This window comes from Frankia sp. RB5, from assembly GCF_059816245.1.
Genome location: NZ_JCBATA010000005.1, coordinates 103,252 through 127,356 on the forward strand (window position 1 = coordinate 103,252; position 24,105 = coordinate 127,356).

Annotated in this window: 17 protein-coding genes; 11 read left to right on the forward strand and 6 right to left on the reverse strand. The window is 70.5% G+C overall.

All coding sequences use genetic code 11. The annotated features are described in order from the left end of the window. The first annotated feature begins 53 nt into the window (after nt 1-53). Entirely contained in the window at nt 54-2,222 is a 2,169-nt protein-coding gene (locus AC6EXY_RS04030) for a 3-hydroxyacyl-CoA dehydrogenase NAD-binding domain-containing protein (RefSeq protein WP_499816612.1), read from the forward strand. Nucleotides 2,223-2,277: 55 nt separating this feature from the next. On the opposite strand, the gene AC6EXY_RS04035 is transcribed toward AC6EXY_RS04030, so the two are convergent. Further along, nucleotides 2,278-2,610, reverse strand: a complete 333-nt coding sequence (locus AC6EXY_RS04035; RefSeq protein WP_499816611.1) for a hypothetical protein — start codon at nt 2,608-2,610, stop codon at nt 2,278-2,280. 118 nt (nt 2,611-2,728) lie between these two features. On the opposite strand from AC6EXY_RS04035, the gene AC6EXY_RS04040 reads away from it, so the two are divergent. Together AC6EXY_RS04040 and AC6EXY_RS04045 are read left to right on the forward strand one after the other, a co-directional pair. Further along, nucleotides 2,729-3,634 (forward strand): NADP-dependent oxidoreductase, encoded by a 906-nt coding sequence (locus AC6EXY_RS04040; protein ID WP_101831461.1) that lies wholly within the window; start codon nt 2,729-2,731, stop codon nt 3,632-3,634. Between the two features lie 731 nt (nt 3,635-4,365). Then, nucleotides 4,366-5,373 (forward strand): bile acid:sodium symporter family protein, encoded by a 1,008-nt coding sequence (locus tag AC6EXY_RS04045; RefSeq protein ID WP_499816610.1) that lies wholly within the window; start codon nt 4,366-4,368, stop codon nt 5,371-5,373. Here the strand turns inward: AC6EXY_RS04045 and AC6EXY_RS04050 are convergent. Then, the gene (locus AC6EXY_RS04050) at nt 5,328-8,531 is read right to left on the reverse strand and encodes a BTAD domain-containing putative transcriptional regulator (RefSeq protein ID WP_101831459.1); all 3,204 of its coding nucleotides are present in this window, start codon (nt 8,529-8,531) and stop codon (nt 5,328-5,330) included. The two genes, AC6EXY_RS04045 and AC6EXY_RS04050, sit on opposite strands and share 46 nt — an antisense overlap. Before the next feature lie 208 nt (nt 8,532-8,739). Beyond that, nucleotides 8,740-9,438, reverse strand: coding sequence for an alpha/beta fold hydrolase (locus tag AC6EXY_RS04055; protein WP_101831458.1), 699 nt, complete (start codon nt 9,436-9,438; stop codon nt 8,740-8,742). A 496-nt stretch (nt 9,439-9,934) separates the two neighbouring features. Between AC6EXY_RS04055 and AC6EXY_RS04060 the strand changes: the two genes are divergently transcribed. Both AC6EXY_RS04060 and AC6EXY_RS04065 read left to right on the forward strand, forming a co-directional pair. Beyond that, nucleotides 9,935-12,073, forward strand: coding sequence for an MMPL family transporter (locus tag AC6EXY_RS04060; protein WP_499816609.1), 2,139 nt, complete (start codon nt 9,935-9,937; stop codon nt 12,071-12,073). A 270-nt stretch (nt 12,074-12,343) separates the two neighbouring features. Then, a complete protein-coding gene (locus AC6EXY_RS04065) occupies nt 12,344-15,673 on the forward strand; it encodes an ATP-binding protein (RefSeq protein ID WP_499816649.1) in 3,330 nt (1,109 codons plus the stop codon). Nucleotides 15,674-15,751: 78 nt separating this feature from the next. Here the strand turns inward: AC6EXY_RS04065 and AC6EXY_RS04070 are convergent, their stop codons facing one another. Then, a complete protein-coding gene (locus AC6EXY_RS04070; protein ID WP_499816608.1) occupies nt 15,752-15,967 on the reverse strand; it encodes a 2TM domain-containing protein in 216 nt (71 codons plus the stop codon). Nucleotides 15,968-16,124: 157 nt separating this feature from the next. Between AC6EXY_RS04070 and AC6EXY_RS04075 the strand changes: the two genes are divergently transcribed. From AC6EXY_RS04075 to AC6EXY_RS04100, 6 genes are all read left to right on the forward strand, one after another. Further along, a complete protein-coding gene (locus tag AC6EXY_RS04075) occupies nt 16,125-16,922 on the forward strand; it encodes an alpha/beta fold hydrolase (RefSeq protein WP_101831455.1) in 798 nt (265 codons plus the stop codon). Between the two features lie 53 nt (nt 16,923-16,975). Next, complete coding sequence (locus AC6EXY_RS04080; RefSeq protein WP_101831454.1) at nt 16,976-18,214, forward strand: MFS transporter; 1,239 nt, start codon at nt 16,976-16,978, stop codon at nt 18,212-18,214. Nucleotides 18,215-18,273: 59 nt separating this feature from the next. Next, the gene (locus AC6EXY_RS04085) at nt 18,274-19,764 is read left to right on the forward strand and encodes a YhgE/Pip domain-containing protein (protein ID WP_101831453.1); all 1,491 of its coding nucleotides are present in this window, start codon (nt 18,274-18,276) and stop codon (nt 19,762-19,764) included. A gap of 267 nt (nt 19,765-20,031) precedes the next feature. Next, entirely contained in the window at nt 20,032-20,250 is a 219-nt protein-coding gene (locus AC6EXY_RS04090) for an MMPL family transporter (RefSeq protein WP_499816607.1), read from the forward strand. Nucleotides 20,251-20,381: 131 nt separating this feature from the next. Then, entirely contained in the window at nt 20,382-20,762 is a 381-nt protein-coding gene (locus AC6EXY_RS04095) for a hypothetical protein (protein ID WP_499816606.1), read from the forward strand. Between the two features lie 130 nt (nt 20,763-20,892). Next, on the forward strand, nt 20,893-21,360 hold the full coding sequence (locus tag AC6EXY_RS04100) for a hypothetical protein (protein ID WP_243407431.1): 468 nt from the start codon (nt 20,893-20,895) through the stop codon (nt 21,358-21,360). A gap of 309 nt (nt 21,361-21,669) precedes the next feature. Here AC6EXY_RS04100 and AC6EXY_RS04105 read toward each other — a convergent pair whose 3' ends face one another. Both AC6EXY_RS04105 and AC6EXY_RS04110 read right to left on the reverse strand, forming a co-directional pair. After that, nucleotides 21,670-23,370 carry a DEAD/DEAH box helicase gene (locus tag AC6EXY_RS04105; RefSeq protein ID WP_101831452.1) on the reverse strand — a complete coding sequence of 567 codons (1,701 nt, stop codon included), beginning with the start codon at nt 23,368-23,370 and terminating at the stop codon, nt 21,670-21,672. Beyond that, entirely contained in the window at nt 23,367-24,008 is a 642-nt protein-coding gene (locus tag AC6EXY_RS04110) for a TetR/AcrR family transcriptional regulator (RefSeq protein WP_101831451.1), read from the reverse strand. The genes AC6EXY_RS04105 and AC6EXY_RS04110 overlap by 4 nt, the downstream gene beginning before the upstream one ends. Between the last annotated feature and the right edge of the window lie 97 nt (nt 24,009-24,105).

Consider the following 24,105-nt stretch of genomic DNA (forward strand, 5'->3'; position numbering starts at 1 on the left):
GACGATGCGCCCCCCGCGCTTCTCCCGCAACCTGAAAGCGAGCGAACACCGAGATGACCGATCCGCCCGCCGTGATCCGCTGGGATCGGGACGCTGATGGCGTCGTCCTCCTGACGATGGACGACCCGGAGCAGTCCGCCAACACCATGAACGAACGGTTCCTCGACGCACTGGACACGACGATCAACCGGCTGAGGGAAGCGGCGGACTCCATCACGGGCGTGGTGCTGGTGTCGGCGAAGAAGACGTTCCTCGCCGGTGGCGACCTGCGCGATCTGGCCGGGGTGGGACCGGAGGATCGGCCGGCCGTCATGGACCTCTCGACAAGGGTGAAACGCCAGCTTCGCCGCCTGGAGACACTCGGCCTCCCGGTCGTCGCGGCGATCAACGGGGCGGCTCTCGGGGGTGGCCTGGAACTCGCCCTCGCGGCGCACCATCGCATCGCCGTCGACGGCCCCGGCGTGCGGATCGGTCTGCCCGAGGTCACGTTCGGGCTGCTGCCCGGCGGCGGCGGCGTCGTGCGCTCCGTCTGGCTGCTCGGAATCACGGACGCCCTGTCGAACGTGCTGCTCCCGGGGCAGCGGCACGCCCCGGTGGAGGCCGCCCGCCTGGGTCTGGTGCACGAGCTGGTCGGTTCGGCCGACGAGTTGCTGCCGGCGGCGAAAGCGTGGATCAGCGCCAACCCGCATCCCCGGCAGCCCTGGGACGAGGACGGCTACTCGATTCCGGGCGGCTCTCCCGCCGACCCGGACCTCACGGCCACCGTCGCGGCGCTGCCGGCGAAGCTGCGCGGGCAGCTGCGCAACGTCAACCTTCCGGCGCCCCGGGCCATTCTCGCGGCCGCGGTCGAGGGCGCCCAGGCCGATCTCGAGACGGCCTTCGCGATCGAGTCCCGCTACTTCGCCGACCTTGTCACCGGACAGGTGTCGAAGAACCTGATCCAGGCGTTCTTCTTCGACATGCGGTACATCAGCTCCGGCGGTAGCCGACCAGCCGGCTATCCGACGTTCCGAGCGAGCAGAGCGGCCGTGCTCGGCGCCGGGATGATGGGCGCCGGAATTGCCTACTCCTGCGCGCAGGCCGGTATGGAGGTGGTACTCAAGGACGTCTCCGCGGAATCGGCCGCTCGGGGTAGGGCGTACTCCGAACGGCTCGTCGCCGCGGCGATCGGACGGGCGGCGATGACGCCCGAGGCGGGCGCGGCCCTGCTGGCCCGGGTCAACCCCACCGCGGACGTGGCCGATCTCGCCGACGCCGATCTGGTCATCGAGGCCGTGTTCGAAAGCCCGGGCCTCAAGGGCCAGGTCTTCCGCGAGGCCGAGGCCGTGGTCAGTCCGGACGCACTGCTGGCATCCAACACCTCCACCCTGCCGATCACCCAGCTCGCCCAGGCCGTGCGGCGGCCGGAGGACTTCATCGGCATGCACTTCTTCTCGCCGGTGGAGAAGATGCCGCTGGTCGAGATCGTCGTCGGGGAGAAGACCAGTGACGCGACGCTCGCCCGGGCACTCGACGTCGTCCGGCAGCTTCGCAAGACCCCGATCGTCGTCAACGACAGCCGAGGATTCTTCACCAGCCGCGTCATCATCGCGTTCCTGCAGGAAGCCGTCGCGATGGTGGGGGAAGGAGTCGACCCGGCGTCGATCGAACAGGCCGGCGTGCAGGCCGGCTATCCGGCCCCGCCGTTGCAGCTGCTGGACGAGCTCACGCTCACCCTGCCACGCCGAATCCGCGAGGAGACGAAGGCCGCGGTGCTGGCAGCCGGACGGCAGTGGCAGACGCATGGCTCGGAGGCGGTCATCGACCGCATGCTCGACCAGCACGGCCGATCCGGCCGCGCCGGCGGCGGCGGCTTCTACGAGTATGTGGACGGCCGGCGCGATCGCCTCTGGCCCGGGCTGCGCGAGCAGATCACCGTGAAGCGGACGGAGCTATCGTTGGAGGACATGAAGGAGCGCATGCTGTTCGCAGAGGCGCTGGAGGCGGTTCGCTGCCTCGACGAGGGCGTGCTTCGTTCCGTGTCCGAGGCGAACATCGGTTCACTCCTCGGAATCGGGTTCCCGACCTGGACCGGCGGTGTCATCCAGTACATCAACGGCTACGAAGGCGGCCTGCCCGGATTCGTGGTACGTGCCCGCGAACTCGCGAACCGCTACGGCGACCACTTCCAACCGCCGCACTCGCTCGTCCAGAAATCCGCAGTCGGCGACACCTACTCCTGACCCAATGCCGCTCAGCCCACGTTGACCTTTGATGTGTCGGCGTGTCGGTTCTGGGTCAGGCCGCCTCACCGATCACCAGGAGCTTCTGCAGAACGGCGCTCTGGATCAGCTCGCTCGCTGCGAAAAATCGGCGCGGCGCGGGGTCGACCGGCTCGGCCAGACCAAGCCGGTTCGTGGCGGCGGCAAGATCGCTGGCTGCGGCGCACAGCGCCGCTTCACGTTCCCGCCACTGCGCCGCACGGAGTGCGTGGCGCAGGTGCCGACCGACCTGGTCCGTGAGGGGCAACCGCGTGAACGCGGTCATCAGCCACTTGCCGTACGGGGCCCGGCGGCGTTCGAGCAGGAACCCGATCCGGACGAGGTCGCGGGTCACGCGGGCGGCGAGCATGCGCTCGACGTTCGCTCGATGTCAGGTCGACGCGCCGGACAGGACGGTTGACCTCGACCGATGTTGAGGTTCTACGGTGTGCCGGAATCATTCATTCACGCCGGGAGGGAAGTGCCGGGTGAAAGCAGTCGTCTTCGCGGAACACGGGCCACCGGACGTACTCCGCGTCGTTGAGCTCGAACGGCCGAAGGTGCGTGCGGGCAAGGTCCTCGTCCGGGTCAGGGCCGGTGGTGTACAACCCTTCGACACGAGAGTCCGCCAGGGCTGGCCGGGACTGGCACTGACACTTCCGTCGGGAATCGGGAACGAGTTCGCCGGGACGGTGCACGAAGTGGGCCCCGGGGTGGACGGCTTCACAGCCGGCGACGACGTGCTGGGCTGGACGTATCTCAACGCGCTCGCGGAGTACCTGCTCGTGGACGCCGACGCGATCGCGCCGAAGCCACCGGGCATGCCCTGGGAGGTGGCGGGCGCGCTGTCGGCCTCCGGGCAGACAGCCCACACCGCGCTGACCATCCTCGATGTCCATCCGGGCGACACCGTCCTGATCCATGCCGCGGCCGGTGGAGTGGGAACGGTGGCCGTACAGCTCGCGAAAGCCTGGGGCGCGGTGGTGATCGGAACGGCGAGCGAACCCAACCACGACTACCTCGCCGACCTGGGCGCGATTCCGGTCTCCTACGGCGAGGGCTTGGTCGAGCGCGTACGGGCGGTCGCGCCGCACGGCGTCGACGCCGTCGTCGACGGCGCCGGCGGGCAGGCGCTGCTCGACTCCGTCGGCCTGGTCCGGGCGGCCGACCGGATCGTGGCACTGGTCAACGTCGAGCTGGCCGACAAGGTCGGCGCGCGCCGTCTCCAGCCAGACCGTTCGGTGCGCCGACTCAACGAGCTGGTCGATCTCCACTCCGCCGGGCGCCTGCGCATCCACGTCCGTGGCTCGTTCGACCTGGATCAGGTGGCGCGGGCGCATCACGAGGTCGAGCACGGCCACGGCCGCGGCAAGGTCGTCGTGACGATCCCCTGAGCTGGAAACGCCCGCCTCCGACCACTCACGACGCCGCGCAGGGGCCGGTCACACCGCTGGCGTTGACATCGATCACCGTCGGGACGTGTACCACCACTGAGCGATAGTGTGCGGAGCGATAATGAGTACGGTCTTTCGTGGGCGTGCTGGGCGGAATTATGGCACCCGGCGAGCTTTCAGCGTTCCTTCTTGTGCCCAGTCTCAGGCGACCTGGGACCAGGGTCAGCAGAGCGCCCGACCGAGGCCCGCAGATCAACATCAACAATGCGGCGAGAACAGCCCACGATCAACGCATCCCACCCCGCGAAAGATTGAGGCTAGGCCGCGGCGGTTGACGACGAGTGAATTATCTGTGGACCGGTTCCTGCCGGCGCGGGGCGGAGTTCAGTGATCGTCAAGTACGCGACACCAGGCTGGATCCTGGTTACGGCCAAGGGAAACCGACACCGACCAGTCCCTCTGGAAGGACTCACATCGGATGACGACAACCCCTCAGACGCCGCTCGCCGGATCGCCGGCGGTAGCGGCCGGCTCCGTGCTGGCGGTACCGGCCGACAGGCGCACACCCCGGGCGACCGCGGGAAGAGGCTCGCCCTGGCACTCGTCCACGGGGTGTTCGCCGGTGCCTCCGACCGGAACGAGGCCGCCGCCCGGCTCACCCGGCGCGGCGGCGGGCCGCGGACGCGCCGACCCCAGCGTGATCCGGGCACGGCAGATCTGAGGAGTATGCCGTGGATTTCACATTGGTCCTGGCCAGCCTGCCTTTGGCCCTCGGCGTCGTCATGCTCGGCCTGGGCCTCGGCCTGACCCTGGACGACTTCCGGCGGGTGAGCCGGCATCCGAAGACGGTCGTCGTCGCGCTTGTCTGCCAGATCGTGCTGCTGCCGGCGATCTGCTTCGGCCTGGTGCTCGCCTTTCAGCTCCCAGCGGAGCTGGCGGTCGGATTAATGCTGGTCGCGGCGTCGCCCGGCGGCCCGACAGCCAACCTGTACAGCCACCTGTTCGGCGGAAACGTCGCGCTCAACATCACGCTCACCGCGGCCAGCTCGATGCTGGTGGTGATCACCCTGCCGGTCGTGGTGAACCTCGCGGCCGGATACTTCCTGACCGACGCGGCCGCGGTCGGGCTGCGGCCCGACAAGGTGCTGCAGGTCTTCACGATCGTGCTCGTGCCGGTCGCCATCGGGATGCTCCTGCGCGCGCGGGCGCCGAAGGTGGCGCAGCGGCTCAACCGACCCGTCCAGGTGCTCTCGGTCGTGGTCCTCCTCAGCGTCATCTCCGCCGTGCTGTACGGGCAGCGGGGAAACCTCGTCGACAACTTCCTTTCGGTCGGGCTGGCCGCGCTGGTCTTCAACATCGTGAGCCTGCTGGTCGGCTACGGTGTACCGCGCCTGGCCGACGTCGACCACCGAACGGCCGTCGCGGCCGGGTTCGAGATCGGCATCCACAACACCGCGCTCGCCATCACGGTCGCGCTGAGCCCGGCGCTGTTGAACAGCGCCGAGATGGCCATCCCCGGCGTGGTGTACGGCATCGTCATGTTCTTCACGGCCGCAGGGTTCGGCTGGTTCACCACCCGCCGAGCCCAGCTGACCCCCTCCCCTGTGACGGTCGGTGGCAGCGCCGCGGGCCAGCAGCCGAACGTGCTTCGCCTGGGCGCGCACCCGGCGTTTCCCGGCGCCGAACAGCACGATCAAAGCTCCGCGAGGAAGCTCTCGGCGCGGCGGGCGAAGAGGTAGGACTCGCGTTGGACGGACCGCTCGCGGGCCTTTTCGGCGGCGGCGCGTACGACGCCCACGGGTTCGCCCCGGGCGTGGAGCAGGCGCGCCCGCAGCAGCAGGACGAGTCCTTCGGCGTAGCGTTGGCCGTGGGTGTCGAGGGCCTGGCCCGCTCGGTCGAGTGCGGCGCCCGCGTCGTCTGGCCTGCCGGCGGCCAGCCACATGTCGGCGATCAGCGCGTGGTGGTAAGCGACGCCCCACCGCGGCGGATCGACCAGGGTCCCGGCCAGGAGCTGCGCGGCCTCCGCCGCCGTGCCGGCCGGGTCGTCGCCGGTGAGGGCCCGGGCCCAGTACCAGTTCAGCCGGATGTAGTGCTCCTGCTGGATGGCGGCATGACCGGTACCCACGGCCATCCACCGGTCGATCGTACGCATCACCCAGCCGGCGTCACCGACCATCGACGCGACGATGGTGATGTAGTAGGCCCAGGTCGCGACCGCGTACGGGTCCTCAGGGCCGTTCCACTTGTCGATCATGGAGCCCGCGGTCGCGACGTCACCGTGGAGCGCGGTCACGACGGCCAGCCAGCCGGGCCACTCACCTGAGACGTCCCGTCGGATCGGGGTCTCGCTGTACGACGAGACATCCCCTTCGAGAAGGGCGGGGTCGTTCGCGCTGAGGCATCGGTATGCCTCGCCGATGTTGCCACAGTCCCACTGATGCAGGCCCCAGGCCTGCCGGCCGTACACCCGGACGACCGGGTCGCGGGACGCCTCCCCCTGGTCGAACAGCCGGCGGACCAGGCGTTCGCGGTCCCACTCCAGGAAGGTGAACGCCCCGAACAGCCGGGCGAAGAGGAGGCCGGCGGCCTCGACCTCCCGGCCTAGCTGGCGCGCCAAGTGCTCCGCGCGTTCCAGCAGGTCGAACGTTGTGCCGCCGAACCCGGCCTGCCTGCGCGGGGCGATCGCGAGCAGCGAGAGGGCGGAGAGCTCGAGCTCCGGGAGCCCCGCGGTCCGCGCGATCTGGGCGGCCAGTTCGAGATGCCGATCGGCCGCCGCGAACGCGAGCTTGGTCGCGGCGCGGCGGCCGGCGCGCTTGAGCGCCTCGACGGTGCGAACCGGGTCGGCGAGGGGACCCGCGGCCATCAGGTGGTAGGCGAGGCGTTCAGTGATCGACTCGTCGTCGGCCCGGCTTTCCTCGAGTGCGTCCGCGACGCGCAGATGCAGCCGGACGGCCTGCTGATACGCCGTCGTCTCGGTGACCGACTCGCGCACTATGTCGTGCGCGAAGCGCCAGGAGAACGGGGCGTTCGGCCCCGATTCGAGCAGGCCGAGCGCGCGCGGCGGTTCGAGGCGTTCGAGGCAGTCCCCGATGTCGACGCCGGCGGCACGGGCGAGCAGTCCGAGGTCGACGTCACGGCCGATGAGCGCGGCGATCCTCAGCAGGTCGCGCCCTTCGTCGTCGAGACCCGCCATCCGCTCGCGGACGACGTCGCGCACCGTGGACGGGACCCCGGCGCGGGCCGACGCGTCGCCGTCGCCGAGCGCGTCGTGGTCGAGGAGGAGCCGCGACAGCTCACGGACGAAGAAAGGATTGCCAGCGGTGCGCACGTGAATGTTGCGGGCGACGTCCGCGCCGGGTTCGTGCCCGGTCTCGCGACGGATGAGTTCGGCCACGTCGGCCCGGCTGAGCGGGCCTAGTCGGATACGGCGGTGGCTGGGCAGCCGGCTGGCGGCGGCCAGCACCCGCGAAAGGTCGGAGCCCGGTGTGGGTGCGCGGTCTCGCAGCGCCCCGATGACGGCGGTGCGGGCGGGCAGCCGGCCCACCAGGTGGCCGAACAGCTGCAGCGACGCGGCATCAGCCCATTGAAGATCGTCCATGACGAGCAGCAGCGGCCGCTCCGCCGAGGCCTGGCCGATGACGGTGACGACCTGCTCGAACAGCCGGAACTGGGCACGGCCGCCGGAAACCGGCGGCGAGGCGACCTCGTAACGAGACGCGAGAAGACCACCGAGCTCGCTGGCCAGCCACTTCTCGCGCGCCGACACGGGCAGGCTGTCGAGAACGACGGCGAGCGCCTGCTCCCACGGCCACATCGAGGGTGTTCCGGCGCCTTCCAGGCAGGAAGCCCAGACGACGAGCGCGCCACGCTGGTCCGCGGCGGCGGCGGCCTGCTCCAGCAGGCGCGTCTTGCCCACCCCCGGCTCGCCCTCGACGAGGCCGAGCCCGCCGCCGCCGCCCAGCGCATCCTCGACGGCCTGCCGCAGCACGTTGAGTTCCTCGCCCCGGCCGACGAGGCCGCCCGCCTGTTGCGCCGGTACGCGCTCGCCCGCGCTTTCCTTGCTCGCCCCCACCGTCGACGGCGGGTTCTGCGTCAGGACCCGCAGGTGCGCGGCTTGCAGCGCCGGGCCGGGGTCGATGCCGAGCTCGTCGGCGAGACGGCCGCGGACCGCGTGAAACACCGACAGCGCCTCCGCCTGCCGTCCTGCGGCGCCGAGGGCGGTGATGAGGCTGGCCTGTACGGGTTCGTGGAAAGGTGCCATCGACGCGGCCAGCTGCAAGGGCGGGATCACCCGTGCCGGCTGGACCAACGCCACGGCCAGCTCGGCCGCTGTCGCGCAGGCGGTATGGAACTCGTTGTCGAGGGCGGCCAGGACCGGAGGGGAGGTCGTTGCCTGGAAGACCCCGTCGCCGGCGGGGCCCTGCCAGAGGCCGAGCGCCTCGACGTAGTAGTCGAGCGCCATCTCGCGGGCTTGCTCGGCGCCGGCGGCCCGCGCCGCGCTGACGAGCTCCCGGAACGTGACGAGGTCCAGCGTGCCGGGGTCGGCGGTGAACACATAGCCGTTGCCGCGGCGGTGTAGGTACGCACCAGATTCCCGGACGGGGAGCGCCGGTTCGAGCACCCGGCGCAATCCCCCGACGTACTTGTGGATGACGTTGAGCGCGCTGACAGGGACATCCTCGGCCCAGATCAGGTCGATCAGTTCACTCGTGCTCACCGGGCGGCCCACGCGCGCCAGGAGCAGGGCCAACAGCTGCGCCTGCTGACGGGGGCCGATGTCCAGCTCCGCGCCGCCCCGCCAAAGCCGCAACGGGCCGAGAATCTGCAGGTGCAACGAACCGACACCGGTCGCTGGATCTCCGTTGTCGGGCCGAACGGGATTGGCTCGCCCAGCCACGTCCTGTTGACTCCCGGATGATCTGACAGCTCAGTCAGCTGGCGATGTTGCCTGCTCGCGACGTAGTCCGCTCGCGGTCTCCGTCGGGCCGCAGCACATCGACTCTATCCAAGCTGGGGCGGGCCCGTCACGCGACGACGGGAGCACATGGCGCTTCCCCGTTCTTGTGGTGTTCCCGCCACCGGGCAGCGAGCCGAGCGTCACCGGGTCACCCGGTCACCGACCTGACGACCGTCCTGATCAGATCGGTCACCATCGCCGGCTGGGAGAACATCACCAGGTGTGACGAGTCCACCTCGACGGTCTCGATCCCCGCGCGCCCATAGGCGAAACGCTGGACGTCCGGATTGATGGTGTGGTCCGCGGCGGCGACGACGCCCCACGCCGGCCTGCCGTGCCAGGCGGCGGCGGGCGCCTTCTCGCCGAACGCCACCGCGGACAACGGCCGCTGCGACACGGCGAGCACCACGGCCACGGCCGGGTCGACGTCGTGGGCGAAGACCGTCGGGAACTTCTCGACGTCAACCGACAGCTCGACGCCGCCCTGGAAGGGGATGGCTTCCAGCGCCTGGCCGAGGTCGGAGTCGGGAAAGCGGCCCTGCAGCTCGCCGAGGGACTCGCCCTCCTCCGGCACGAAGCCGGCGAGATAGATCAGGGCCACGACGTTCTCGGCGACACCGGCCACGGTGGCCACCGCGCAGCCGTACGAATGGCCCACGAGAACGACCGGGCCGTCGATGGCCGCGAGAACGGCTCCGAGGTATTCGGCGTCTCCTACGAGGGAGCGGTTCGGTACCGCCGGCGCCACGACCCGCAGGCCATCGGCGAGCAGGCCGGGAATCACCATGGCGAAGCTGGAAGCGTCGGCGAAGGCGCCATGTACGAGGACAACAGTGGGCTGCGACATGTGTATCGGTCTCCCCTGGTCGATTTTTGGTCGAAGTTCTGAGCCCGAGTACAACAGCCGGCGGTTGACGATTTGTGCAGCGCCATTGGGACGCGGCAAACCGAATGCCCGCCCGGAGTCGCGCGCCGGCCGCGTACGGCGACGAATCCACTGGATGTCCACTTCCCGTCAAGAGCGCCGCTCTACGGTGACCGAAAGCAGGCGGACGCGGCCGGTCCTGGATCGCCGCCGTTGATTCGTCCCGCCATGGACTCGTCCCACCATGGACTCGTCCCACCATGGACTCGTCCCACCATGGACTCGTCCCACCATGGGCTCGTCCCGCCATGGCAGCGCGGAGGCGGCGCGGAGAAACGACATCCAGTAATGCGGCGCCCGCAGGTCCGCCCGCCCTTCAGGTCCTGGTTTCCACAGCGCGGCCGGGTCGCGCGGCATTCCCGAGGGGGCAGCGATGTTCGAACGATTCGGACGGGCCATTTTCCGTCGGCGATGGTGGGTGCTGGGCCTGGCCGGGGCCTTCCTGACCTTCGGCGGCCTCTGGGGTACCCAGATATTCGGCCTGGTCGGCGCGGGAGGGTTCGACGATCCGGCCAGCGAGAGCTCCCGCGCCCTCGACCGGGCCGAGACGACGCTCGGCCGGACCGGCAACGACCTCGTCGTGCTCTACCGCAGCCCGGGCCGGACGGTCGACGACCCGGTGTACCGGCAGGCCGTCACCAACGCGCTGGACGCGCTCCCGCGCGACGTGGTGACCAGGACGATCACCTACTGGGCTACGAACAGCCCTGCCCTGGTCAGCCATGACCGGCGCTCCACCTACGCGGTGCTGACCCTGGCCGGGGACGAGCAGCAGCGCATCGAAGGACTGGAGGACATCGAGGGCATGCTCGCCGCCCCGGGCCTGCGGACCCAGGTCGGCGGGATCACGGCGGTCAGCCGCGACATCCGGGAGCGGGTGGGATCGGACATCGCCCGGGCCGAGATCATCTCCACGCCGGTACTCCTGGTACTGCTGGTGATCGTCTTCGGTGGCGTGGCCGCGGCGAGCCTGCCGCTCGCGATCGGCGGCCTGGCCATCCTCGGGGCGTTCACCGCGCTGCGCGGGTTGAGCTACGCGATGGACGTCTCGGTCTTCTCCGTCAACCTGGTCACGATCCTCGGGCTCGGCCTGGCGATCGACTACGGCCTGTTCATGGTCGGACGATTCCGGGAGGAGATCGCGCGCGGTCTGGACGTCGAGGACGCGGTCGCGCGCACCATGGCCACCGCGGGCCATACCGTCGCGGTCTCCGGCGTGACCGTAGCGGTGTCGCTGGCCGCGCTGTTGATTTTCCCGATGGGCTTCCTGCGTTCGATGGGCTTTGGCGGCCTGTCCGCCGTCGTGGTCGCGATGCTGGCGGCGCTGACCGTGCTGCCCGCGCTGCTCGGTGTCCTCGGCCCGCGGGTGAACGCGCTCTCCGTGCCAGGGCTCCGCCGCGCGTCGCGGCCGGCTTCCTCGACGGGCGGAGAGGAGCACGGATTCTGGTACCGCCTGGCGCACAGCATCATGCGCCGCCCGGTTCGGTACGCGCTGGGTGTGCTCGCGGTGCTGCTGCTCGCCGGCGCGCCGTTCCTGCGCGTCGAGTTCGGCGGCATCGACCCGCGGGCGCTGCCGGCGGGCACCGAGAGCCGCGTGGTCTCCGAGATCTCCGACCGGGAGTTCGTCCAGAACAGCCAGCTGCCGATCGAGGCGATCGTGACTGCCCCCGACCCGGCGGGCCTGGAGCGGTACGTCGCCGCCGTCCAGGGCATCGACGGGGTGAGCACGGCGGCGGTCACCGCACGGTCCGGCGACGTCTCCCGGGTCACCGTCAACTACGAGGGCGACCCGATCTCGGCGCAGGCGCGGGACCTGGTGAGCCGGATCCGGGACATACCGGCGCCGCCCGGCGGCCAGGTGCTCGTCGGCGGCTTCACCGCGGAGCTGGCCGACCAGCTTCACTCGACCGCGCGGTTGCTGCCGTGGATGGCACTGATCATTGTCGGCGCGACGTTCATCCTGCTGTTCCTCGCCTTCGGGTCGGTCGTGCTGCCGATCAAGGCGATCGTGATGAACGTGCTGTCGCTCGGCGCGTCGTTCGGCGCGCTGGTCCTGATCTTCCAGGACGGCCACCTGTCCGGCCTGCTGGACTTCACCTCGACCGGGACGCTGGAGGCCACCCAGCCGATCCTCGTCCTCGCGATCGTGTTCGGGCTGTCGACGGACTACGAGGTCTTCCTGATGTCCCGGATCCGCGAGGCGTACGACCGGACCGGCGACAACACCACCGCCGTCGCGGTCGGCCTGCAGCGCAGCGGCAGGATCATCACCAGCGCCGCGATCCTCATCCTGGTCGTGATCGGGCTGTTCTCGACCTCCGGCATCACGTTCATCAAGCTGATCGGCGTAGCGATGATCATCGCGATCCTCGTCGACGCGACCGTAGTCCGGGCACTGCTCGTCCCGGCCACGATGCGGCTGCTCGGGAACCTGAACTGGTGGGCACCGACGCCTCTGCGGCGCTTCTACGTCCGCCATGGCCTTCACGAGGCGCAGGACCCGTCCCCGCCGGCACTTCCGCCGCCTCCCGCGCCCGCACGTGCGCGATCCAACTGACGATCGCCGGCCAGGCCCAGCACCAACCGGCCGGTTGGTGCTGGGCCTGGCGACGGGGGGTGCGCGGTTCGGCGCCGGGGTGACAAGGGTGACGCGGACAGCCTGCCTGGCGGAACCTGTGGTCGATACCGCGTGGCCATGCGAAGATGCTGCGGGCGATGTCGGCAGTGCCCGCGATTCGCAGGTGCGCGGGCCGGCGCCGGCCCGCCCGGCCATCACGCGCGATTCGCCGATCGGTCTCGGCACCTCAGGAGTAGAACAGGCGTGGTCATGTCACCGCCGTCTGTCCGTCCTGGTAGCCATAGACAACCCGTTCCAAGCGGACACCTGTCACTCCAGGTCCTCGGTCCGTTGCGGCTCTGGCGGGGCGGCGTGGAGCTCGATGCCGGACCCCGCCAACAGGCGTACCTGCTCGCGCTGCTCCTCGTTCGCGCGGGCCGACCGATCAGCACGAGCGAACTGATCGATCTGATCTGGGACGACGACGTCCCGGCCTCGGCGCTCAACATTCTCCAGAAGTACATCGGCGCGCTCCGGCGCCTGCTGGAGCCCACGCTGGCAGCCCGCGAGACCGGCTCCTACCTGCGGCGGCGCGGCAGCGGATATCTGTTCGCGGTCGGCCCAGGGGTGCTGGACCTCGTCAGATTCCGGGAGCTGGTCGACGAGGCCAGGACGCACGTCGTCCAGGGGCGCCTCGACGCGGCGCTCGACCGCTACACGCAGGCGCTGGAGCTCTGGCACGGACCCGCCGGCGACGGGTTGCTCCACGGATCGGCCGCCCTCTCCCTGTTCACCGCGCTCAACGACGAGTTCTTCGCTGCGTGTGTGACGGCGGCCGACCTCGCGGTCGCGCGGGGCCAACCGGAGCGTGTGCTCCAGCCGTTGCGCCTGGCCGCGGAGATGGCGCCGTTGCACGAGACGGTGCAGGCGAGTTTCATCGGCACCCTGGCCGCGGGCGGTCGGCAGGCGGAGGCACTGGCGGTGTTCGGGACGATCCGCGCCCGGCTCGCCGACGAGCTGGGCCTTGATCCCGGGCCCGTTCTGCTGGCCGCGCATCTGCGGGTGCTGAGCCAGCCTTCGACCGAGCCGGCCGGCACTGACGGCGACGAACCGAGCGGAACGGCTCCCGGGCCGGTGCCCGTCCGGCGGCCGCCCGGGCCACCAACGTTCGCCGGACCCGCCGAGGCGAGGCCATCCGAGCGGCCGCGGGCCTCCGCGGTCGTCGCGTCGCGCGCCGGCGGCCTCATCGGTCGAGCCGAGGAGCTCGAGGTGCTGCGGCGCGCGGTGGGCTCGGCGTTCACCGGCGGCACGGGATTGGTCATCGTCGAGGGCGAGCCGGGGGTGGGCAAGACCCGCCTGTTGGAGGAGGCGAGCGCCGAGGCAGATCGGCGTGGCGCGCTCGTCGTCTGGGGTCGCTGCCTGGAGGGCGACGGGACGCCGTCGATGTGGCCGTGGGTGCAGACGGTCGGCGCCGTCCTCGACGGCCTGCCCGCCGCGGAGCGGGAGAAGTGGCGCGCCGGCGAACTCGGCCACCTCGTAGCGCCGCGTGGCGACTTCCTCGCCGGACCGGGGCTGCCGGACGGCGGCGCCCAGTTCCGCCTGTTCGAGTGGGTCGTCGCACTTCTCGGCCAGATCTCGGCCCGGCGGCCGGTGGTACTCGTCGTCGACGACCTCCAGTGGGCCGACGTCGCCTCGCTGGAGATGTTCAGCCACCTGGCGGCCCGGCTGCCGCATGGCACCGCGATCATCGGCGCCCTCCGCGACCGCGCACCCGCGCCCGGCTCCGAGCTGGCGCGGATGCTCGCCGCGGCCAGCCGCCTGCCCAGGCACCGCCGGATTCGGCTCGGCCCGCTCGACCTGACCGAGGTGGCGGAGCTCGTTCGCCGCGAGACCGGCCACATCCCCGGCACCCGGGCCGCCTACCGGATCCACATCCGCACTGCCGGCAACCCGTTCTTCGTCCGGGAACTGTCCCGGCTCCTCGCGGACGGCAGGGTGCTCACCGAGAAGGCCGCCGCGCAGGCCGGTGTGCCATCCACCGTTCGGGACGTCGTCCGCGATCGGATGGCCGGCCTCGACGAGGACACGCGAGGCCTGGTGCAGATCGCCGCGCTCATCGGCCGGGACGTCGACGTCGGCCTGCTCGCGGGCGCGGCCGGCCTGGACACGCAGACCTGCATCGACCGTCTCGAGCCCCTGGACGCGCTCGGCCTGCTCTCGCCCCCGCCCGGCGACCCGTTCTCGTTCCGCTTCGCGCACGACCTGGTCCGCGAGTCGGTTGTCCGCACGACGCCGCCGCCCCGCGCCACCCGGCTGCACCTGCGCGTCGCGGACGCGCTGGAGCGCTCCGTCGTGGGCGGCGAGGCCGTCGACGAGCGCCTCGCCCACCATCTGTGGGCCGCCGGCCCGCTCGCGGACCCGGCCAGGACCGCGGCCGCGCTGATCCGCGCTGGCCATGGTGCCGCGGTCAAGGCCGCGTTCGAGGCTGCCGCACAGCAGCTGGAGTCGGCCGCGCGGGTGGCCCGGACGGCGGGTCTGGCGGAGCTGGAGCTGTCCGCGTTGTCGCTGCTCACCGCGGTCGTCGGAATGCGGTCCGGGTACGCCGGCTCCCCGGCCGAAATGCTGGAGCGCGCCGAGGACCTGGCGCGCGGCCTCGGCCGGGAGCGGGAGGCAGCCGACTTCCTCTTCTCCCGCTGGCTCGCCTACGCCCAAAGCATTCAGCTCGACCAGGCCGGCCCGCTGGCGCGCCGGCTGCTCGAACAGGGCGAAGCGTCCGCCGACTCGGTCGTACAAGCGTATGGCCGACATGCCTGGGGAATCCACCAGTGGGGTGTCGGCAACATCGGCGAGGCGTTCCGGTACCTGAGCCAGTCCAACCTGGCTATGCGCCTGGCCCAGCATGAGGAGGAACGGCTCCGGCACGACCTGCAGCTTCTCTCGCCGGTGATGCTCGCGTTGATGACCGCCTTGCACGGTGACGTCGCCGGTGCGCGGGCGCTACTCGACCAGCTGGAGGCTGCGGCGGGCGACAACCCCTATGCGGTCGCGGTCTGGTCCGCCTTCGCCGCGACCGTAGCGGCGCTGGCCGGCGACCCGGCCTGGGCGCTGCGCGTGGCGGAGCGAGGGATCGCGGTCGACCGGGATCTCTCCTTCGCCTTCCTCGGCAGCTACCCGCGGCTGGCCCGGTGCTGGGCGCGGGCCACGGCCGGCGAGGAGGCGGCCGGCAGGGCGGCGGCCGGCGCGGCAGCCGCCGCGGAGGAGATCATCGAAGCGACCCTGCTTGACCCGCCCCGCTCGTGCCTGGCCTCCTGGTACGGCCTGCTCGCCGAGATGTGGCTGGCGGCCGGGATGCCGGCCGAGGCCGCCGGCGCCCTCCACCGGGCGCAGGAGCTCCTCGACACCTACGGCGAACGCTACGCCGAAGGCCACATACTCCTGGTGCGCGCGCGGCTCATGCGGGTTCGCGGCGAGCCCACCGCCGCCGTCCGGGCCGCCGCCGAGCGGGCTCGCGCGCTTTCCACCGAGCGCGAGGCCCACCTGTTCGCCCACCGCGCGGAGGAACTGCTGGCCAGCCTGGCGGGGGCGGCGTACGACGGCTGATCGCGGCGCCACGACCCTTGCCGCCAGCGAACGCACGGTCATCGGTCCGCGTCCGGGCTCGGCGCGGCAGGAGGCAGCTCAGTGGGTGGACCTCACGCCGGGCCGCCGGTAGAAGGCCCAGACATGGAATCCCAGGCCGATTCCCCAGGCCACGATGGACCACAGCGGCCAGAAGAAGTGGTCCGGCGTGAGGGTAGCCCACAGCGCGACCTGGACAAGATTGGCCAGGATGTAGGAGAGAACGTGGGACCAGAGGCCCCACTTCAGCGCGGTATCGCTCTTTGTCGACCTCATGCCCGTAGGTTAGATCGGCGAACTTGACGACGAGTGAACCGCCAGTTCATCGGCGGCTCAGGTCCACTCTGACTCGTTCAGTGGCCGTCAAGAACCCGGCTCTATGTTTGGATCTCGATCGCCACCGAAAACAACGGGCATTGAAGGGTCCATATCGATGACGACAACTCGCCGGACGATCCTGGTTGGATCCGCCACGGTCGCGACCGGCGCCCTGGCCGGCGCGCCCACCGCGCAGGCACTCACCCAGCCCGCCAAAAGGCAGCGCCCCACGGTGGTACTCGTGCACGGCGCGTTCGCCGACGCCTCCGGCTGGAACGGCGTCGCCGCCCGGCTCGTCCGCGACGGCTACCCGATCATCGCGCCACCGAACCCGCTGCGCGGCGTGGCCACCGACTCCGCCTACCTGGCGAGCATCCTCGCCACCCTCAGCGGCCCGCTGGTCCTGGCCGCGCACTCGTATGGCGGGATCGTCGTCACGAACGCCGCGGCCGGCAACGCGAACGTGAAGGCGCTGGTCTACGTGGCCGCGTTCGTCCCCGATCAGGGGGAGACGCTGTTGGGTCTGCAGACGAAGTACCCGGGAAGCAAGCTGAACGAGACGGCGCTGGACATCCGTGCCTACGGTGCGGGCGTCGACGGATACATCAGGAAAGACGTCTTCCGCGACGTGTTCGCCGGCGACCTGCCGCGGCCGACCACCGACCTGATGTGGGCCGGCCAGCGGCCGAGCGACGTGCGCGCGCTGCAGGAGCCGGCCTCAGGCTCGCCGGCCTGGAAGGCCATTCCCTCCTGGTATCTCGTCGCCCGCAACGACAATGTGCTGCCCGCCGCAGCGCAGCGGTTCATGGCGCAGCGGGCCGGCGCACGCACCACCGAGGTCAACGCCTCGCACGTCGCGATGATCGCGCAGCCCGCCGTAACCGCCGAGCTCATCAAACGCGCCGCGGGCTGACGAATTACGCGGCCGCGGTGACACATTCGACCGCTTTCCGTCAAGGATGGACGATGCATCAGAGTGCATATGAAGGCCAGTGCGCCGAGGAGAAACGACACGCCTACGCCGGCTCACCCGCCCGCAGTCCCAGGATGACGTTGTTCGCACTGGCACTCGGCACCTTCGCGATCGGCACCGGCGAGTTTGGTAGCAACGGTGTCATCCAGCTGTTCGCGTTCGATCTGGCCGTGTCGATCCCCGTCGCGACCCATGCGATCACCGCATACGCCTTCGGAGTGGTGATCGGCTCCCCGGCGATCATCCTGCTTGCCGCCCGGGTCAACCGGCGCACGCTACTGCTCGGCCTGATCGTGCTGTTTCTGGTCGGCAACGGGCTGTCCGCGCTGGCACCGAACATCACGCTGCTCGTCCTCTTCCGGTTCGTCGCCGGCAGCGTGCAGGGCGGGTTCTTCGGCGCCGGCGCCGTCGTCGCCGCGTACGTCTACGGCCCGGGCAAAGGCGGCAGGGCGTTCGCCACCGTGATGGGGGGGCTCACCATCGCCACCATCGCCGGCTCACCGCTGGCCACCTTCGTCGGCCAGCACGCGGGCTGGCGGGTCATGTACTGGACCGTGGTCGGCGTCGGGCTGCTCGCCGGCGCCGCCCTGGTCGCCTGGCTGCCCCACACCGCCGACCTGAGCGGCGGCTCCATCACGAACGAGCTGAGCGCCCTGCGCCGTGTCAACGTCTGGCTGATGGTCACCGCCGCGGCGCTCGGAATCTCCAGCATCTTCGCCGTCTACACCTTCATCGGCCCGTTCATCACCGACGCGGCACGGCGCGACGCCTCGCTCATCCCGATCGCGCTCGCCGTCTTCGGCCTCGGCATGGCGGCGGGCAACTACTTCGGCGGCCATCTCGCCGACCGCTACGAGAACCGCGGGTTGCTCTGGGGCTACGGCGGCGTCCTGGCGTTCCTCGTGCCGATCGGAGTGGCCGGCGACAGCCTGGTGGTCCTGCTGCCCTGCCTGTTCGGCGTCGGCGCGACCATGATGGCCGCGATTCCCACCATCCAGGTCCGGCTGACCGGCTTCGCGCCGGACGCCCCGACCCTGATGGGGGCGCTCAACCTGGCCGCACTCAACCTGGCCAACTCCCTCGGCGCGATCGGCGGCGCCGTCGCGCTCGACGCCGGCTGGGGAACCCTGTCCACCGTCTGGGCTGGCGTCGTGCTTACCACCGCCGGTCTGCTCCTGTACGCCGCGACCATCGCCCGGGCGAAGACAACGCCCGTTCTGATTCCTGCCTGAACGGTCCGGGGCACACGAACCATGCGGCCCACAGGGCCCAAGTGAAACGAGCAGGTCTGATGAGCCCGGAGAACGAGAAACCGCGGGACGAGTTCCCGGTCCGTGCGCGCCACCTGCTGCGGCAACGGGCCGTGTGGGTGCTACCGCTGGTCCTGGCCTCGGTCGTCGTCGCCGCGATGACCGCGCTGTACCTCGGGTCGGCAGTAGATCCGCAGGTTCATGTGCGCGGCCTGCCGGTCGAGGTGGTCAACGGCGACCGCAGGGCCACCCTGGGAACAGAACACGTCGACCTCGGCAAACTGATCGAGGACGGCCTGCGGACCAGCCCCGCGGTGTCCCACCGGCTGCGCCTGGAGCTTGTGACCCTGCCCGAGGCCGAACGAGCCATGAGCCGCGGGCACGCGTACGCGACCATCGTGATTCCGCCCGACTTCACCGCCTCACTCCTGGCGAAGGCCGGCCTGCCGACGACCGGGACGACCGGCGACGGGTCACTCCAGCTGCTGACCAACCCGCGTGCCGGCACGCTGGCGGTGAGCCTGGCCACCGGCATCCTGCAACCCGCGGTCGCCCGCGCCTCGCGGGCGGTCAGCGCCCAGCTGACGGCGGCCGCCGGCGCGGGGACCCAGGACGTCGCGACGACGGCGTTCCTGGCCAACCCTGTGACGGTCACGACCAGCCAGTTCCACCCCCCGCCCGACGACAGCGCGCTGGGCCTGAGCGCCTTCTACCTGGCGCTGCTGACCCTCATGTGCGGGTTCCTGACCGGAACAATCCTGCACGGCACGGTGGACGCGGCACTTGGCTACGGCGCGTCCGAGGTCGGCCCCCGGTGGACCCAGCTCCAGCCGAAAGCGATCAGCCGCTGGCGGACCCTCCTGATCAAATGGGCGATGGTGGCGGTCCTGACCGCGGTCGTCACCGGCTTCATGATCGCGGTGGCAGCCGGCGGCCTGAGCATGGACGCTCCCCACCCGCTGCTGCTGTGGCTGTACACGTGGCTGTGCGCGGCCAGCGTCGCGGCCGGGACGATCGTGCTCTTCGCGGCGCTCGGCACCCCGGGGCAGCTGGCCGCCCTCCTGCTCTTCGTCTACGCCGGCCTCGCCTCAGCCGGCGGGACCGTGCCCATCGAGGCACTACCCCCGTTCTTCCGGCTGCTCAGCGAGGCTGAGCCGCTGCGGCAGATCCTCACCGGGGACCGGGCCATCCTGTACTTCGACGCGCAGGCCGACGCGGGCCTGACCCGTGGCGTCGTGGCGGCCGCGATCGGCCTGGCCTGCTGGCTCCTCGCGGGCACCCTGATCGTCCGCTGGTACGACCACCGCGCGATGCACCGGATGACCCCGGACCTGCTGGCCTACGTCGGCCGCGCCGTCGAGAACTACCAGCCCCACGAACGGGACGAAGCCGACCGCGCCGCAGCCAAGGCCGCCGCCGACGTCGTTCCCCGCCGCCTTCCGCCGGCGCCACCGCCACCGCCACCGGCCGACCCACCCGCTCTACCGCCTCCTGACAATCTCACGGCAGATGGTCCAGGACTCGACCCGTAGAACGACCTCGGCCGCGACACCCACAGAGCCGAGAAAGGTCGGCGAGAGGAGGGCATGCGCTCGCAGCGCACCCGCAGCGCGCAGCTCTCGTCCCCCATGAGCCAAGCCGAGCGATGTCGCTGTCAGTAGCCGACGGCCATGGTGGGGCCCGTGGCGACGGGGTGACTCGTGGCGCGCGTGGTTAGTCTGCCTTGGTCTTCCGCTCCATCTGGATCCCCGTCAAGGCGGCCATCCTGAACCTGCTGTCGATCTCCGCCGCGCTCGGCCGTGGTCTTCGCCGCTTTCGTGCTGAGCTCCGACCGGATGCTTCAGCAGTTCGAACTCGGCCTGGCCGTCGCGATCCTGCTGGATGCCGCGGTCATTCGTTGCCTCATTGTCCCAGCCGTCCTGCAGATGCTCGGTAAGTGGTCATGGTGGCTGCCCGTACCGCTCACCCGAAAGTTGCCCACGGTATCCATCGAACGCCCCGCGACCTTTGTGGACTGACGAGCCGACCAGAGTCGACACCGATCCGCGGGCCTGGCGCGATGTGCCCGTTCAATCTGCCACGTTCACATCGGTCCTCGCCGTCGCGCCACGGACCTCGTGAACACCGTTCAGAAAGAAGGGCCAGGCTGGTGAACAACGGGTACGCACACTCCGGATCAGCATCGGCCGGGCCGGAGGTCACCGGCGGCGCGGCTCAGGAAGATGCACCACCTGCAGGCGTCGCACCACTGCGTACGTCGAGGACGTCGAGGACGCCAAAGGGCACGGGACCGTATCTGCGGCGCCGCCGGCAGATTGCCGCGATCGCGCTCTGCGTCGTCAGCTGCGTTCTCTGCGTCGTGTCCGTGAGCGCCCGCTGGCTGCGCGGCGAGGTCCTCGACACCGGCCGCTACCTCGACACCGTCGCGCCGCTGGCGGATAACCCCTTGATCCAGGACGCGGAGTCGTCGACGGTGGCACCGTGGTCACTGCCGGCCTCGAGGGAGTCGACGACCTCATGGAACATCTGACCGGCCGCTGAACCTCTGCCAGCGCCACGTCCGTCAAATGCCGGCTATGCTTCTTTCCGTGACGCGCAGAGGCCGTAGACGCACAGGGCTGATCATACTTTTCTTCTGCGCGCCAGCGAGTGCGCTCCTGGTGGCCGGCTGCTCCGTCCTCTCTGATCGAGACGGGGATTGCACCGCCAGAGACCGACGCTTTGCTAAAACCCTGAACAACCTTCCCATACTCGAATTGCGCCCTTCGGACGTTCCCCTGGAGGACGACGGCGCCTATTTTGGTTGCACGGACAGCACAGGCTTCCCATACGCAGGTCGGACCTACCGTCCCGGTGACAACACGGTCAAGGATGTGGCGAATTTCTACCGCCGGGCCGCGCCGGCAGCAGATTGGAAGCTGGAGCACTTCGCCGAGATTAATCCTGATCAGCCAATCCACAGGGCGCTTCTGTGCTTTTCCAAATCCGTCGAAGGTGTCACTTCTTTTCTAAGGGTGTCGTTTCCAGGCGACATCGACAGCGGGCCGGACGATGTGCTCGGACCAGATCCCATCGACTTCAGCCTGACCGTGTCCGCGGATCCCGACGGCGGGTATATCTCCTGTTGAGGATCATCGTCCGGAGGTGACACACCTGATACCCCTGCCGTCGGCCCCTCCCACCAGACACCGCGCCGGGCGACGGCGGGCCGAGGTATCCCAGACCGGCGCCACCGGCGCGGAACAGGTCGAGGGCGCACCCGGCGTGGACCCACTGGGACAGCAGCAGGATGCCCAGCCCGGGGATGGGTCTGGTGGAGTGTGGCGGCCGCCTGCAGACCTTCGTCGGGGTGCGTGGGCGGTCGAAGTGCGTGTGCACGGCGATGTTGCGGAACCCTGTGAGGCTCCTGATGTGTCCCGCGCCTGTCGACGGCGTGATTAGGCGAGGCGGCGCGTCCTGCGGGCGGAGGGGGCGGGTTTTCCTCGGCGGCTGGCGCCGGGCCGCGCGCCGGACTCCCGGCTCGGCCGTTCGGGGCGCAGGTTGAGGGGCTGGCCAGCGATGCGGGTGCGGGTCAACGCCCGCTGGGTGTCCCTGGTCAGGTCGGCGGGAAGTTCGACGAGGCTGTGCTCGGCCCGGATGTCGATCCGGCCGAAGTCCGACCGGTCCAGGCCGCCCTCGTTGGCGAGCGCCCCGACGATCTGGCCCGGGGTGACCCGCTGGCGATGCCCGACCCCGATCCGGTAGGTGGCATAGACCGGCCGCGGTCCGCCCGCGCCGCGGGCGGGCCTCTCGCGGGCAGGCGGGGCGGTGTCCGGCGGGAGGAGGAACTCCCCCGGTTCCTGGCGGGTCATCACGGCCAGCGCTGCGGCGATGTCGGCGAGCGGTACGTCGTGCTCGTGGGTGTAGCCAAGGATCAGGTCCCTGAACACGGCGTGGGCCGGCGCGTCGAGCGCGGCGGTGATCGCGCCGTGGAACTTCGCGACCCGCCGGGCGTTCACATCCGCCGCGGTGGGGAGTTCCATCTCGGCGAGCGGCTGGCGGGTCGCCTTCTCGATCGCGGCGAGCAGGCCCTTTTCCCTGGGGGTGACGAGCAGCAGCGCCTCACCGCTGCGCCCGGCGCGGCCGGTACGGCCGATGCGATGGACATACGACTCCGGGTCGGTGGGGATGTCGTAGTTGACGACGTGGGTGACCCGTTCGACGTCGAGGCCGCGGGCGGCGACGTCCGTGGCGACGAGCAGGTCGAGAGAGCCGTCGCGGAGCTGGGCGATGAGCTTCTCGCGCTGCGGCTGGCTGAGGTCGCCGTTGATCGCCTCGGTGGCGAACCCGCGGCTGCGCAGCCGCTCGGCGACGTCCTCGGTCGCCGACTTCGTCCGCACGAAAATGATCATTGCTTCGAACGGCTCGACTTCGAGGAACCGCGTGAGCGCGTCCATCTTGCGCGGCCCGGCGACGGTCAGGAACCGCTGCCGGGTGTTCGCGGCGGTGACGGTCCGCGCCCTGACGGTGATCTCGACCGGGTCGCGCAGGTACTGCCGGGAGATGCGGCGGATCGGCGCGGGCATCGTCGCGGAGAACAGCGCGACCTGCTTGGCGTCGGGGGTGTCGGCGAGGATCCGGTCGACCTCCTCCTGGAAGCCCATCCGGAGCATCTCGTCGGCCTCATCGAGGACCAGCGTGCGCAGGCTGCCCAGGTCGAGCGTCCCGCGTTCCAGGTGGTCGATAACCCGCCCGGGAGTGCCGACGACGACCTGCGCGCCGCGGCGGAACCCGGCCAGCTGGGGAGCGTAGGCCTGCCCTCCGTAGACGGGCAGCACACGCAGGCCGGTGAGGTGGTGGGCGTACCGGCCGAACGCCTCGGCGACCTGCAGGACCAGTTCCCGGGTTGGGGCGAGCACAAGCGCCTGGGTGGCGGCGCTGTGCGCGTCGATCCTGGACAGGATCGGGAGAGCGAACGCGGCGGTCTTGCCGGTCCCGGTCTGGGCGAGGCCGACGACGTCGCGGCCCTCGAGCAGGGCGGGGATCGTGCCGACCTGGATCGGCGACGGCACCTCGTAGCCGAGTTCGGTGAGGGCTCGCAGGACCGGGGTACCAAGCCCGAGGTCATGGAACGTCGGCTGATCTTCGGACTCGGTCACACCTGAGAATACGGCTCCTGTGTGGCAGCCTGGTGAACCCGGGGCCCAGGTGGCCGGGGCAGGCCGGCCAGGATCGCGTCGATGACAGCGACGAGTTCTGCCCGGTCCAGCCCGATCCCGATCAGGGAGCTGATGCCCCGGAAGCCGACGACCAGCAACGTCGCCAGCGTGACCGGCTCGGCTGCTGGATCGAGGTCGCCGTTGCGCTGCGCGGCCCGCAGGCAGCCGGCCAGGGCCGCCCGCTGTGCGTCGAAGCCGTGGCGTAGCCGGGCCGTGGCCTCCTGGTCGCGCCCGGCCAGCTCGACGGTGAAGCGGCTGGCCATGCAGGCCAGCTGCTCGGGGTCGTTCAGCTGCCGGTCGACCGAGTCGATGAGGTAGGCCCGCAGGCGCTCCATCGCGGTCTCGTCCGGGCCTTCCAACGCGGCCGCGTCAGACGCCTCGTCCTGGTCGCAGTAGTCCCCCAACGCGGCCAGGAACAGCGCGTGCTTGTCGCCGAAGGCGGCGTAGAGGCTGCCGCGGCCGAGCCCCGTCGCGGCCGAGATGTCATCGAGAGTCGTCCCGTCGTAGCCGCTCTTGCGGAACTCACGCTCGACGGCCGCCAGCACCTCCCGCCGGTCAAAGCCAGGTGGGCGCCCCATCGGGCGATGGTATCCACGGATCTGGTTGTTGGCGGAATAGTCCAGAACCGTCAGGGTTCTTTACTGAACAGTCCAGATCGTTGGGCCTCCATGCCGA

Excerpts from the sequence above, each read along its gene's own strand:
- AC6EXY_RS04030 (WP_499816612.1), top strand. The coding sequence starts at position 54 with ATGACCGATCCGCCCGCCGTGATCCGCTGGGATCGGGACGCTGATGGC.
- AC6EXY_RS04035 (WP_499816611.1), bottom strand. The coding sequence starts at position 2,610 with ATGCTCGCCGCCCGCGTGACCCGCGACCTCGTCCGGATCGGGTTCCTG.
- AC6EXY_RS04055 (WP_101831458.1), bottom strand. The coding sequence starts at position 9,438 with ATGTCGCAGCCCACTGTTGTCCTCGTACATGGCGCCTTCGCCGACGCT.
- AC6EXY_RS04065 (WP_499816649.1), top strand. The coding sequence starts at position 12,344 with ATGTCACCGCCGTCTGTCCGTCCTGGTAGCCATAGACAACCCGTTCCA.
- AC6EXY_RS04070 (WP_499816608.1), bottom strand. The coding sequence starts at position 15,967 with ATGAGGTCGACAAAGAGCGATACCGCGCTGAAGTGGGGCCTCTGGTCC.
- AC6EXY_RS04075 (WP_101831455.1), top strand. The coding sequence starts at position 16,125 with ATGACGACAACTCGCCGGACGATCCTGGTTGGATCCGCCACGGTCGCG.
- AC6EXY_RS04080 (WP_101831454.1), top strand. The coding sequence starts at position 16,976 with ATGCATCAGAGTGCATATGAAGGCCAGTGCGCCGAGGAGAAACGACAC.
- AC6EXY_RS04085 (WP_101831453.1), top strand. The coding sequence starts at position 18,274 with ATGAGCCCGGAGAACGAGAAACCGCGGGACGAGTTCCCGGTCCGTGCG.
- AC6EXY_RS04110 (WP_101831451.1), bottom strand. The coding sequence starts at position 24,008 with ATGGGGCGCCCACCTGGCTTTGACCGGCGGGAGGTGCTGGCGGCCGTC.